Genomic DNA, 13,589 nt, shown 5'->3' with positions numbered 1-13,589 from the left:
TGTGCCGAGCAAATCCGGCGACGAAAAGCGTCAACCAACGAAAAAAGGGGCGTGAAGGAAAAATCCCTCACACCCCAAATTTGACTCTTCTAGCGGACTCCGACGCGGTGTTCCGGACTAAAACGATGAGCCGGAGCCGCTGGGCCAATTTTCAGTTCAACTTAGAGGTTGATTACCACACCTAGGTCGATTCCTTGAACCCAGAGGCTCGAATCATCAAATTTGAACGGTCGTCCACCGAACGGGCCACCCGTGGCGTTGGTCGTTCCGTCGAAGATCGGATCAACCACGTCGCCGGCAAGGGCCACATTGTCGAAGTACAGGAACGAGTAGCCAACGCTAAGCGAAACGTTGGGGCGGAATCGGTAGCCGAGCTTGAAGTTCGCTTCAGGAATGAAGGAGAACACATCTCGCTCGTACGTGCCTTGGTTGTCCAACGCCAGAGCTCCACCGGATAGCACAGGTGGGTTGCTGCCGACAGGACCGAACTGGGACGAACCGGCGATGTTCGCGGTTTGGTTCATGTTACCCAAGTGGACCTTGGTCAACGAACGGGCGGTCCAACGACCCCGAGTCACGCTCATTTCGAAACCAACTTGACCACCGTTGAAACGGTTTTCCATTTCGAACGAGTCGTTGAAGTTGGTCAGGTTGCCGGTGTTACGGTTCAAGCTAGCACTGCTCATTCGCAACGTGTCGTCGATGCTAAAGTGAGTGTAACCCCCGATCAATTCAACCTTGCTGGTGCGGCTGCCGCCCAGATTGATGCGAGCGTAACCTTCGGCACCAAGCAGTTCGAGCGAGCTCTCTGCGGCGATGGCACCGGTGAAGTTTGCACCGTTAAAGTTGTCCGCTGCGACAAGCAATGCGTCCATACCACCGGTGTTGGTGTTGAAGTAGGGGCGACCGATCGATCGGTCGCTGCCGTCGCCTTCGCCGTAGAACGAATCTTGGTTTTCAGCAAGGATCCAGAAGCGTCCACCGAGGCCGACGTTTTTAGTGAAATACTTGCCGAAGTCACCACGGAAACCGCCCGACAATTCGCCATTGATGTCGTCACCAAAGACGGTCGTCGAATCGGGACCGAAGGGGGCTTCACCTGGTGCCGCAGTAGCGATCAAGGCGGGCATGTCACGGTCTTGCGTGAACCACAACAAGGCTTCGGTTTGTGCCCATGTGTTGCTTTCGCAACCGAACATCGATCCGAGCCCCATGCGGCGAAGCGCACCACGGCGGCCACAGTCGCCACCACAGCTGCCGCTACAACCGGCATCACATCCGCCGCTGTAACCCATTCCGCAACCGGCTTGACCACAGCTGCCACCGCAACCGCCGTCACAAGCGGCTTGATAACCGCCGTGGCTACGACGATTTCGCAAACGATGCCCATCGAGGAAGGCGACCGGTTGAAGATCGTTGGCAGCGGGAGCCGAGTAGGCAGGCTGCGACTGATAGGCAGACGGGGCATCGTAGTGTGCCGTGTCCTCTTCGTAGGCTTGCGAAGACTCGTAAGTATTCGCATGAGACGCCGGAGCGACTTCACTTACCTGTTGTTGGTAAGTGCTTTCGTCGGCAAAATATGCGTCTTCGTCGTAGCCTGGAAGATCACCAACACTCGAAGCACCCTGTTGAGCAAAGCTCACGTTTGAGGCGGACAGCAACAATGCTGTTAGGGCCAGGCCTCTCAAATTCGTTTTCATAGGAAATCTCGTAACAGTCCGGGAACACTGATTGACTGGTATAAGACAATCGACTCGTTTCACCGCTATATGCAGATCGACAGGAACACTAGGCAAAGTCGACTCAAACTACCCAGCTTGGTGGATAAAGCGTGCAAAGTTTCGCTAACATCGCTGGATTACCCGTTAGAATGGATGTTTCACGCGATTCAGCGCGTTGAAGAGGCTATTACATCACTTCTGAAACCAAAAAAACTTGCAAAGAAGTCGCTATGTCTGCTCGTAATTCTGGACCGGAGCTGCCAATTTCAGGGTCGGCGCCCCAACCGGATTCACGAGCGGCATTTTTGACAGGCGAAATTGTCGACGAGTTAGACAGCGCCCTCAGCGGCCAAGGGGATGAAATGGAAGGCAAGCAAACGGATCAGGAAATGGACAGCAAACAGACCCACGCGGCATCCGCTGCAGACCCGACAACGAGCCATGCCCCAGAGCATGATCACTCCGCTCTGCCGGACGCCCCGCTGCAGGGAGACTCGCCGCAGGGAGACTCGCCGCAGGGAGACTCGCTGCAGGGAGAATTGCTCGACGCTGTGCCCCCGCACCCGGAGCCCGAACCCGAGCGTAAACCTGCCACCAGTGCACGTCACATCGGCGGCACTCACAAAGCACTGTCGCCCTATTCCAAGCAAGGGCTCAGCCCCCGCATGATGCGGTGGCGTCGCAAATTGGCTCAGATCAATGCACTTGAGCCAATTTTGAAAGCGGAAGATGACCTCTCGCTGCGAAAACGATCGCTTGCACTGCGTTACCGAGCGATGGCGGGCGAAAAGCTTTCGGTGCTGTTGCCCGAAGGCTATGCGTTGGTCCGTGAAGCGGGCCGGCGAGCGTTATCGATGCGGCATTACGATGTGCAAATCATCGGTGGTATCTCGCTGTACGAAGGCTGTATCGCCGAAATGCAGACCGGGGAAGGCAAAACGTTGACCGCGTCGCTGCCGTTGTACCTGCACTCGTTGACGGGCAAAGGCGCCCACCTGGCCACGGTCAATGATTACTTGGCCAAACGTGACGCCGAGTGGATGCGGCCGCTGTTTGAACTGCTCGGCGTGTCCGTCGGGATCATTCAAACGCAAGACGACCAGAAAGCCCGCCGCGAATCCTATGGCTGTGCGATCACCTACGGAACCGCCAAAGAATTTGGCTTCGATTTCTTGCGAGATCGACTGCTGCTGCGAGCCCAGAACCGTTTGCAAACTGAGATGCTTGGCGATGGCGGCGGCGGATTTTCAGGCGGCGGCGACCAAATCGTGATGCGAGGCATGCATTTCTGTTTGGTCGACGAGGCCGACAGTATTTTGATTGACGAAGCACGGACACCGCTGATCATCGGCAGCATCGAAGACACCGTTCGCGACCAGATCGTGGAAACCTATCTGTGGGCCGCCGAAAACGCCCCCAGCTTCGAATTGGACGAGCATTTCGAGATCGACGACGACACCAAACAGTACGAATTGACCGCTCGGGGACGGCAAAAAGTCCGCGCCCTTCCCAAAAGCGACCTCGTTCGCACGATGGGACTGGTCGATTTGTACGAGTACATCGAACGCTCGGTGAAGGTCCACCGTGAATTCCTGCTGAACCGCCAATACGTGGTCAAACCGAACGAAAAAGGGATCGACGAAATCGTGATCGTCGACGAGTTCACCGGCCGGCTCGCCGAGGGACGCAAGTGGCGTGACGGGATCCATCAAGCGATCGAAGCCAAAGAGAAAATCGAAATCAGCGTGCCCACCGGCCAGGCGGCTCGAATCACCGTCCAGGACCTGTTTCTGCGGTACCCGCATCTGGCCGGAATGACCGGAACGGCGGCCACCAGCGCCCGCGAATTGCGGCGAATCTATCGCACTCCGGTGATCCCCGTTCCCACTAACCGGCCCCCCAAACGTAAACGGCTCGCCGACCGCGTGTTTGGCACGATGCAAGCCAAATTTGAAGCGGTCGTCAAAGAGGTCCAAGAGGTGCATGCCCAGGGACGCCCGGTGCTGATCGGAACACGATCGATCGACAAGAGCATGATCGTCTCGCGATTGCTAGACGAACTGGGGATCGAACACAAAGTGCTGAACGCGAACAATGTCGAAATGGAAGCCGAGATCGTTTCCGCAGCCGGCGAACGAGGCAAGGTCACCGTGGCGACCAACATGGCTGGGCGTGGTACCGATATCAAATTGGCCGATGCGATCGAATCGATGGGCGGGATGCACGTGATTTGTACCGAGCTGCACGATGCCGCGCGGATCGACCGCCAATTGATCGGCCGTTGTGGTCGACAAGGCGACGAGGGCTCGTATCGCCAATATCTGTCGCTGGACGACGATATCCTCAAAGGCGGACTCGGCCCGGCTCGCGCGGAGAAGTTAAAGGCAAAAGGGATCGCCAAACCAGGAGCGATGGATAGCTACGCGAAACTGTTCGGAAAAGCTCAACGAAAGGTCGAACGCAAGCATTTCCGAGACCGCATGGTGCTGATGCATCATGAAAAGGAACGCAAGAAAATGCAGCGTGAAATCGGCCAAGATCCCTATCTCGATACGCCGGACTAAAGTTCAACACCCTCGCGTTGTGGCATCGACGCAAGCCGCCGGACCGCGTCGGCCAAATCAATTTTCAAAATCTCTTCCTATCGGTGTTGACAGCGGACTTCCGCAGTGACTATTCCCAATCCAAACCAGGAGACTCTTGGCGGAAATCACAGGAGGTGATTTGCTATCAAAGCAACGTAAAGTTGCATTTGGTCGTCCGTGAAGAGGATTTTGGGGTGTTAAAAGTCCTGTGAAGTTTGAATCACAGGCGGGAGTGCTGGGACCACCGGCAACAAAGCAACGTGTACAAGTACCACGCGTTTTTGTTGTGCAGGCAATCTTAACGCGACCGGTATCATTGAAGTCTCACCGCGAAGAAGGAGAGTCGCGTTGAACCGCCTCTTAAACGCAAATGGCCTCGTAATGGCACGCCGTCCTCTCGTGGGACACCGACAACCCATAGGTTTATTCACCTATGTGGTTAGTCTAGGCATTCTTTATTCACTGGCATCGTCGACGACCGTGTCGGCTCAACTGCCATTGCCGCCTGGTGCCGCCCCACAGTCACCAAGCAATCTCGCCGCCTCGGGAACCCCGAGTGCCGCGACCGACCAACTCATTGCTCAGACTCGCGATGCGATGAGTCGCAAAGACTATCGCAACGCAGTCGAGCTATTCCGGCATTCGGTAGCCTCGGTGGCACGATCGCCTGAAAAGACAGCTCAAGTCGAAAAGCTTCGTAGCGAACTACTCGCCGTCGGCTTTGATCGCGAACTGCTGTCGATGCCCCCGACCACACCGCTTCCGAGTCTCGCGAGCGATCCGCCGTCGATGCAGCGGTTGCCGAGCGTCGCGGATGCTCAGCCAATCGGAGGCACGTCGGACATCGCCGCACGAAAACAAGAGGCGTTGCGGCTACTGGCGATCGGACGCGCATCGCTTGATCGAGGCGACGCCTCGACCGCGTTGACGTTGGCTCGACAAGCTCAGTCACTGAACGTTCCTGAACGCGAGTTCACGACCGGCGAGCCTCGCGTTTGGCAACTTTTGCTGGACGCCGAATCGGCGGCACGCAAGAGCGGGGTGGCTTTGACCAGTGGTACTTCGCCCCTCACCTCGTCACCCGTTCAACAAGCCGGCGGAACCGCAGGCGACATGGATTCGGGTGCTGTGGCTCAGATGTTGTACAACGGTGACAAACCATCCAACGGCATTTCGCAAGTCCAAAACACCGAACCGCTGCCTTCGAGCGAATCGAGTGCAGCCACCCAGGCCTATCAAGATGGACTGGACCTGTTGACTCGCGGTGACAAGGTCGCAGCTCGCGAAAAGTTCTTGGAAGCATGGAAATCCGAAGCCACGCTGGATCTTGAAACACGCCGCCAACTGAAAGACAAATTGACGTTGTTGCAATCCAATAGCATTGGATCGATGACGCCCAAGGATCCTGCTGCACCGCTGACCGCGATCGAGCAGGCTCAAATTGAAAACCAAGAAAAGACACGTCGCATGTATCGCGAAGTGACTTCGGAATTGGCTAAGGCACACGAATCCAAAACGACCGCACCGATGGACGTTTTAGACCAACTCGATCGCCTCAAGCGACGCGTTGAAACATCGGATCTTGACGAAGCCAGCCGACGCTCGTTGTCCGTGATGGTTGATAAAGCCTTGCGAGAGCAACAACAGTACGTCGAAGCCAACCGCGCCGACATCGAACTGGAACTTCAAAACGAAACCGTTCGCACCACGATGGCGACCCAGTCTCAACGCGAAGCCGCGGTGGATGACGAGATCGCGACGTTGGTCGAAGAATTCAACCAATTGATCGAAGAGCGACGCTTTAACGAAGCCGAAGTGGTTGCCAAGCAAGTCGCGGAACTGAAACCAGGTTCGCCAATCGCGATCACGATGTTCCACAACGCCCGAATGCAAGTTCGCCGCTTGATGAACCAAGAGATCAGCGACGCCAAGGAAGACTCCTTTGTTACCAACATGCTTGATGTCGAACGAGCGTCGATCGGAATCGACCCTGAACGCAACTTTGCACTACCCGATGCACGGGTTTGGGAAGATCTGTCACGACGTCGACTCGCCAACACCGGGGGTGACCAACGCCTCAGTGCTCGCGAGCAAGAGATCACCCGTTCGCTCTCGAGCGACGTGAACGTCAAATACCGCAACCGTCCGCTGCACGAAGTGATCGACGAACTGTCGGCGGTCACCGGGGTGCCAATCGTGATGGATAGCAAATCATTGTCGGCTGTCCGTGTAACCCCGGACACCCCTGTGAATCTGAATCTGCAAAAGAGCATTCCGCTGAAGAGTGCGTTGAGCTTGATTCTGACGAACTTGGAACTGACGTATGTGGTTGAGAATGACGTTCTGAACATCACCAGCCTCGAAGCCAAGCGAAGCAAAGTTTATCCAAAGACCTATCGTGTGACCGACTTGGTCACTCCGATCCCGAACTTTACTAGCAGCTATGAAGATGGATTGGCAGGAGCTCTGCGAGCGGCCTACCAGATGTCTAGCCCGCATAGCGATGTTCAGATCATGCCAGTTTCGGCAACCGACTTGGGCCGCGGGATGGCCGCCAGCATGTCGCCGTCGCAAATGGCACCGAACATGTTAGGTCAATTTGCACCGATGGGTTCGCAAGGAGGCTTCGGCCCAGGCAATCCACCCACCGCTGCCGCTGGCGGACGTGGGGGCAGCTCGTTTGCTGACTTTGGTTCGCTGATAACCCTGATCGAAACGACCGTTGTACCGGATACTTGGGAAGCCCTTGGCGGCCCGAGCACGATGGCTCCGTACCCACAGAACTTGAGTCTGGTCATCAGCACGACCAGCGACGTGCATGACCAAATCACCGACCTGTTGACGACACTGCGTCGTCTACAGAACCTGCAGATCACGATCGAAGTTCGCTTCATCACGCTCTCGGATACGTTCTTTGAACAGATCGGTGTCGACTTTGACGTCCAATTCGATGACAACCTCAACGGACTGCCACAAGACGACTCGGGACCTGCGGTCACGGTTGGCTTCAACGGCCCCGGTGGAATCACCTCGGACTTGGACATTCAATTCCAAAACAACAACTTCGGAATTGCTCCTCCCTTCAGTGCTCCTGACCCGGGTTCGATCTCGACGCTCGGATTTGCGATCCTCAGCGACATCGAAGCGTTCTTCTTCTTGCAAGCCGCCCAAGGCGACAGCCGTAACAACGTCATGCAAGCTCCGAAGGTCACGCTGTTTGATGGACAATTCGCAACGATCAGCGACGTGTCACAGCGACCGTTCGTTACCAGTATCACGCCGGTTGTCGGTGACTTTGCCGTCGCTCAACAACCCGTCATCGTGGTCCTGAACGAAGGAACGCAGTTGAACGTGCAAGGGATCGTCAGCGATGACAAACGATTCGTCCGCTTGACGCTGGTTCCGTTCTTTAGCCAGATCGGAGACGTCGACACGTTCACCTTCGAAGGCCGACGTTCGACCAACACCAACAGCAACACCCGGCGGGACACCAACGGTGACGGCGTAATCGACGAGAACGACGAATCGGATACCGACACGTCCAACGACGTTGTCGAAGGTACCACGGTTCAGTTGCCGACCTTCGCTTTCACTCAGGTCAGCACGACCGTGAGTGTTCCCGACGGCGGTACGATTCTGCTCGGCGGGATCAAGCGTCTTGCCGAAGGCCGATCCGAACGCGGTTTGCCTTTCCTCAGCAAGATTCCTTACATCAGCCGCTTGTTCCGCAACGTTTCGACGGGTCGGGATGCACGAAGTTTGATGTTGATGGTGACACCACGAATCATCATCCAAGAGGAAGAAGAGATCGCTCAAACCGGATTCGACCCCAACCGCTAACGCTGGTAATGAATCCAAGACGATGACAAAACGAAAAACGCCGGACGGCAACGTCCGGCGTTTTTTTTATGTTTGCACAGCAACATTTTCTCGGTCGTTTGCGGATCTAACCCACAACCAGGTTGCCTGCTGTTTCTTTACTACGTCCTAATCTTACTCGTAATCTTAATCATCCCATGTAGCCGTCGGCCCAGCGGTGGTTGTGTCGACGAGATTAAGATCCAGAATGCCATACCCGCAGCTCCGTCGTGTCATCTCGCCAGCAAAATTGCCTCAAACTAATTTGTCCCACAAAACTGGATTGCGCCCATGAGGTTAAAAGATGAAGGGTTAGAAAATGGGGATGCACGAATGCTCCGTCGTGCTCGTCAGCCCCTACGGCATGTTCATCTTCCTGTCACCCATTTTCCTGTATACCCTTTCACTCGGGTACGCAGGAGTCTTGCGGGCCACCGGCCGCTTTGGCTAACGCTGTGATGCAACCATCCACGCTCTGGCGAGCGTAGCTACCCAGCAGCAAACGTGGGGCAAAAACATAGCCCAGAGTGCGACACATTCTCTGCAAGTGTGCCGGCCTCCGGCCTTGCGGTATTAGTTCACCTCTAAACCGTTGGCTAACGCCAACGGCAGTTCATGTGTCCGCCTCCGGCCTAGTCCGCTCGCGATGATTTTGGCAGTCTTGTTTCGTTGACGTGACCGAAAGACCAAGTCAGCAGCGGCTGGCCGTGACCAAGTTTGGACGTGCCAGCGTTCCCCATTTTTTAACCCTCCATGTTTTAACCGTTCTGCGCATCTCCGACGCGAGCAACTTCCCACTGGATGCTATTTCGACATCGGAGCCCCTCATCGCCTGCCCATTCCTGAGTTGCCCGCCGCGACACCTATCGTCCCTCCGGGACTTTGGGCCCTTGTTTTATCGTCGTTCCTCGGGCTCACGCCCGAGGCTACATCCTTTCGTCACTTCGTGGCTGGCCAAAATGTGATGCAAACTTCGAATCGCGTCTTCAAAATTCGCGAGTTCCGATGCGCTTGATGCGTTTGCCATCAATTGCTTCGAGCTGATTTTTTCTGGCGAACGGGTTGGGCCTGCATGAGGTTAAAAGATGAAGGGTTAGAAAATGGGAGGCACAATTGGTCTGTTGCGATCATGACTTCCCACGGCCTTGTCATCTTTCTGTCATTCATTTTCCTGTATACCCTTTTACGCGGGTCAGCCATCCTGACCCGAGTCGCAAGCGTCGTCCCGAGCGGTTACAACGTTCAACGCGTGAGCGATCCATTGACCGTGAGGGCCTCGATCGATTTCATTTCGTTACGCAGAATCAGAAAGGCCTTTCTGATCAACAACCCGAGAACCATCGACATGAATCTGCGTCTCTTGCTGTTTCCTTTACTACTGTTTGCCACGGGGGCCCCATTTGCCTTCACGCGAGAGTGGACGGATGCAACGGGCAAGTACAAGGTCGAGGCGGAGTTTGACGGCGTGGTCACGGGAAAGGTGCGGCTAGTGAAGCCGGACGGCAGCATTTTGGCGGTTCCCTTGGAACGCCTCAGCGAGGGCGACCAGGAACATATTCGGTCGCTCGCTGGGACAAGTGGCAATGGTCAACCGCGTTCCCAAAACGACAAAACGGAACCGAAGCAGGATGTCGGTGCGATTGCGGCGTCACAGAGCTCGCAAAATTTGGTTCCGCAAATCCATCTGGTGCTGTTCGTCGCCGCGGGGTTGGATCCTCCAGCGGATGCCGAGTCGAAAATGGTCGCGGCCGCCGAGTACACCGAGACCTTCTTCGTGAAGTGGATGAAACACTGGAACTATCCACCGGCCCAAGAGCAAATTTTCCCCCGCGACGACAACGGCCGCATCCGGGTCCTTCGCATCCATGGCTCCAAGCCTCCTGAGCAGTACACGAAAGCGTTCGAACTCATGCAAGAGCTTTGGCCGAAGGCGCACGCGCAGTACGGGTTACCACGCAACAATCCTCTGTGGTGGGTCTATGTGTATAAGGGGGATCCTCCGATGCGGTTCAACGAATACCGCGGTTCGGGCGACTTACGCCGTGGCGGATGGGCAGTCGTCAATTTCGAGAACCGGCCTGGTGAAATTTCTTCCGGCAAGAGATGGCGGAGGGCTTTCACCACGATTTCACGCTCAAGGGTTGCGTCCATGAACTTGGTCACGCCTTTGGCTTGTTCCACACTGGCCCCATCATCGCCGATCGGCTTGGCAACACGTTGATGGGGCCTCGAACGGACCCGTTTCGCGCAGCCGTGCGGAGCAAACTCGATCACGACCGCGTCTATCTCTGCGAGGCCGAGGCGGCGATGCTGTGGAAGCACTTTGTGTTTTCGGGCACAGCCCAAGACCGCCGCGTCGTCCCTTCTGTCGAAGTCCAACGTTATCGTGCTCGCTACGATCGGTCTCGCAACGAGATTGTTGTTTCCGGAACGTTGGTATCCAACCACAACGCTCATAGTGTCATCCTCGTTGATGAATCGTCACCACGCCAGGTGAACTACTGGGCAAAAACTTACGCCGCTCGAATCGAACCTACAGGAGAATTCCAGGTTCGCGTCCGGGAACCGTCTCCTGCCGCAGGCACATTTCGTCTTATGTTCTGCTTCGAAAACGGCGCGATTACGGGCGATGGCAAAACGAGTAATCCGACGAACGCGTTCGAAAAAACGTACACCCGACGCGGTAACGATTACCAATTCGAGCCATAGACGGCGACGGATTCGCCAAAACGTCGAGCGAAGACAGAACAGTTAAACCGGAGGCAAGTAACCATCAATAACGAGCAGCGTTTGACAGCGTTTGCGATGATCAACCCAACGTTGGGCAAGAAAATGTCATGCCCCAAAATCCGGGGTGTCATCTCGCCAGCGAATTGGTCTTGAGCTGATTTGTCCCGACGAAAGGGATTGCGCCCATGAGGTTAAAAGATGAAGGGTTAGAAAATGGGGATGCACGATTGGTCCGTCGTGCTCGCCAGGCCCCTACGGCATGTTCATCTTCCTGTCACCCATTTTCCTGTATACCTTTTTACGCGGGTACGCAGGAGTCTTGCGGGCCATCGGCCGCTTTGGCTAACGCTGCAATGCAACCATCCACGCTCTGGCGCGAAGCTACCCAGCAGCAAACGTGGGGCAAAAACATAGCCCAAAGTGCGACACAATCATTGCAAGTGTGCCGGCCTCCGGCCTTGCGGTATTAGGTCACCTCTAAACCGTTGGCTAACGCCAACGGCAGTTCATGTGTCGGCCTCCGGCCTAGCGCGCTCGCGATGATTTTGGCAGTCTTGTTTCGTTGACGTGACCGAAAGACCAAGTCAGCAGCGGCTTGCCGTGACCAAGTTTAGACGTGCCTGCGTTCCCCATTTTTTAACCGTTCTGCGTATCTCCGACGCGAATAGTTTCCACTAGAAATTTAGCGGCATCTAAGCTCGAACATATTTCTGCCCCCATCATTTTCCTGCCCAACCTTTAGCTGCATCACGAACCGCAACGGGCTTTACTGGCCACTCATGTTTTCGATGATCATTGCCAGTGCGGCGCTGACCATCGGGGTGCTCATGCTGGGCAATCGATCCGCGTCGCGTGCGGCTTGGGCGGGCGAGAGGGGTAGATGCACGAAGACACTTTGTGTCTTCATCGCAAACGAATGCGAATAGTACTGGCTCAAGTACAACGCGGCGTTACACAAATAGGTCCCTGCGTGATGCGAGACTTCGCAGGGGATGCCTGCTTCGACCAGTGCGTCGCGGCAACGAGGCAAAGGGAGTGTGGATTGGTAGGCTGCCGGCGCGTCTTTCAGTAGCGGGGTTCCATCACTGCGAACGTTCAGTCCGATCGCTTCAAGCTTGATCAGCGTCGCACCGGGCGACTGGCCAAGATGGATGGCAAAGTCATAGTCGTCCTGCAGATCCTTTTTCAACTGCACACTCATCAGCGTCAGATCGACGGGATAACGCCGTGTGGTTAAATCCGCTTGTCCGTCATACCACTGGGTCAACTCGATCAGTGCCAACCAACTCGAGTTTTCGGTCCATCGATCGTAGGGTTCGAATGCCGTCAGAAGTACACGGGTCACAAATTCATTCCAAGATGATAACGCTTTGGGCTGGAAACACAGTCACGCGAAAGCATAGGTCACCTGTAAAGATAGTCGGCAAAAACATCTAAATGTTTATGCCGGAGCGACGACAAACCCTAAAAAGTCGTGTTCGCTGACGATTCGGATCCCGCCTCCCTCGGCCTGAACGTCGCGTGCCGCCTGTTCTTTCGTACTGATCGTGCGGCCTGATTGGATTGTTCGTTTGTCGGTTTGGCCTACGACAAGCAGGTCGGTTTCGCGGGTCACCGAGGTTTGGCAGGTGCCGCCCAAGCGGATCGCAAGCGACTCGGCATCCTCGCGACTGAGCTGACTGAATTGGCCGGTAAAGACGACACGTTGACCGGCGAGCGGGCGGATGAACTCGGCTCGTACAAACAACCGCTGCAAATCCCACTGCTGTTTCAACTGAGCCTGGATCGCGGCGTTTTCGGCCGCGCGGGCCTCGGTTCGAGATGGTGATGCGGCTTGCCGCTGTTTGGGGCGGCGAAAGTGAGATTTTGAAGGGCCGCGTTTGCCCCAGGCTCCCGCGACGCCCCGCGAAAGCTTGGTCGATTGTTCAAGTTCCTCGAGTGTCCCCGCACCCGCTTGGATTCCGGCGGCCATCAAAATCTTGGCACAGACCTGTGAATCTTCGAGCGCATCGTGGTGCCGAAATCGGATCCCCAGCCAATCAGCCAACGGCTTCAGTCCAAATCGCGGACGGCTGGGCCAGACTTGGCGAGCGATTGCGCGTGTACAGGTGTACTGAAGATCAGGCACCGCGATGCGATGCGTGTGCAGACATCCCATCAACACCCCGATATCGAAGCTGGCGTTGTGAGCGACGAGGCATTCCGGTTCGCCCGCAGGATCATTGGAACCGAGGTTCAGAAAGTCGGCGACCTCGGGCCAGAGCTCGCCGAACTCGGGTTGATCGCGAACTTGATCAGGCGAAATCCCGTGAATTTGAATATTAGCCGGGCTAAAGTAAAACGGCTTGGGGCGGATCAGCCAGACTTTCGAATCGACCACCACGCCATCGCGAACCACAACGCCGGCAAGTTGGCACGCGCTATCGGGTCGATGGGTCGCCGTTTCAAAATCGATGGCGGTGAAATTCGCTGCAAAGTTCATCCAAACCCCGATTCCATGACTTCAAAGACACAATGCGAAAACTGCAAAGAAAACAAAATTGCGATATTATTGGGAACCAAATCCCCGCGGCATGATTCCAAGACGGAATCCCCGTTCTGTTCTTCTCTTGCCGAATCCTCATGATTTCAGTTGTCCCTAGCGACGGGCACATTTATTCTAAGGGGTTGTTCTCGTTTCGAAAATTCCCCTCGC

General features: G+C 55.8%; 8 protein-coding genes. 5 read left to right on the top strand and 3 right to left on the bottom strand.

The window, feature by feature from the left end; translation table 11 throughout:
* Nucleotides 1-161: 161 nt before the first annotated feature.
* A complete protein-coding gene (locus ABD971_RS11150; protein ID WP_345322014.1) occupies nucleotides 162-1,700 on the bottom strand; it encodes a BBP7 family outer membrane beta-barrel protein in 1,539 nt (512 codons plus the stop codon).
* 251 nt (nucleotides 1,701-1,951) lie between these two features.
* On the opposite strand from ABD971_RS11150, the gene ABD971_RS11145 reads away from it, so the two are divergent.
* The 5 genes from ABD971_RS11145 to ABD971_RS11125 all read left to right on the top strand — a co-directional run bounded on the left by ABD971_RS11145 (nucleotide 1,952) and on the right by ABD971_RS11125 (nucleotide 10,873).
* The gene (locus ABD971_RS11145) at nucleotides 1,952-4,285 is read left to right on the top strand and encodes a preprotein translocase subunit SecA (RefSeq protein ID WP_345322012.1); all 2,334 of its coding nucleotides are present in this window, start codon (nucleotides 1,952-1,954) and stop codon (nucleotides 4,283-4,285) included.
* 501 nt (nucleotides 4,286-4,786) lie between these two features.
* A complete protein-coding gene (locus tag ABD971_RS11140; protein ID WP_425571291.1) occupies nucleotides 4,787-8,146 on the top strand; it encodes a hypothetical protein in 3,360 nt (1,119 codons plus the stop codon).
* A 343-nt stretch (nucleotides 8,147-8,489) separates the two neighbouring features.
* Entirely contained in the window at nucleotides 8,490-8,615 is a 126-nt protein-coding gene (locus tag ABD971_RS11135) for a hypothetical protein (protein ID WP_345322009.1), read from the top strand.
* Between the two features lie 894 nt (nucleotides 8,616-9,509).
* Nucleotides 9,510-10,385, top strand: coding sequence for an SHD1 domain-containing protein (locus tag ABD971_RS11130; RefSeq protein WP_345322007.1), 876 nt, complete (start codon nucleotides 9,510-9,512; stop codon nucleotides 10,383-10,385).
* On the top strand, nucleotides 10,385-10,873 hold the full coding sequence (locus ABD971_RS11125; RefSeq protein ID WP_345322005.1) for a hypothetical protein: 489 nt from the start codon (nucleotides 10,385-10,387) through the stop codon (nucleotides 10,871-10,873). The genes ABD971_RS11130 and ABD971_RS11125 overlap by 1 nt, the downstream gene beginning before the upstream one ends.
* Nucleotides 10,874-11,660: 787 nt before the next feature.
* On the opposite strand, the gene ABD971_RS11120 is transcribed toward ABD971_RS11125, so the two are convergent.
* Both ABD971_RS11120 and ABD971_RS11115 read right to left on the bottom strand, forming a co-directional pair.
* Entirely contained in the window at nucleotides 11,661-12,239 is a 579-nt protein-coding gene (locus ABD971_RS11120; protein ID WP_339940093.1) for a pyroglutamyl-peptidase I, read from the bottom strand.
* A gap of 96 nt (nucleotides 12,240-12,335) precedes the next feature.
* Complete coding sequence (locus tag ABD971_RS11115; RefSeq protein ID WP_345322003.1) at nucleotides 12,336-13,376, bottom strand: exonuclease domain-containing protein; 1,041 nt, start codon at nucleotides 13,374-13,376, stop codon at nucleotides 12,336-12,338.
* Between the last annotated feature and the right edge of the window lie 213 nt (nucleotides 13,377-13,589).

Source organism: Novipirellula rosea (genome assembly GCF_039541335.1).
GTDB classification, from domain to species: domain Bacteria; phylum Planctomycetota; class Planctomycetia; order Pirellulales; family Pirellulaceae; genus Novipirellula; species Novipirellula rosea.
Note: the sequence above shows the minus strand (reverse complement) of the source record. Positions and strands in the feature narration are given on the sequence as shown.

Coding starts and splice junctions, on each gene's coding strand:
- ABD971_RS11150 (WP_345322014.1), bottom strand. CDS start 1,700: ATGAAAACGAATTTGAGAGGCCTGGCCCTAACAGCATTGTTGCTGTCC.
- ABD971_RS11145 (WP_345322012.1), top strand. CDS start 1,952: ATGTCTGCTCGTAATTCTGGACCGGAGCTGCCAATTTCAGGGTCGGCG.
- ABD971_RS11135 (WP_345322009.1), top strand. CDS start 8,490: ATGCACGAATGCTCCGTCGTGCTCGTCAGCCCCTACGGCATGTTCATC.
- ABD971_RS11130 (WP_345322007.1), top strand. CDS start 9,510: ATGAATCTGCGTCTCTTGCTGTTTCCTTTACTACTGTTTGCCACGGGG.
- ABD971_RS11125 (WP_345322005.1), top strand. CDS start 10,385: ATGGGGCCTCGAACGGACCCGTTTCGCGCAGCCGTGCGGAGCAAACTC.
- ABD971_RS11115 (WP_345322003.1), bottom strand. CDS start 13,376: ATGAACTTTGCAGCGAATTTCACCGCCATCGATTTTGAAACGGCGACC.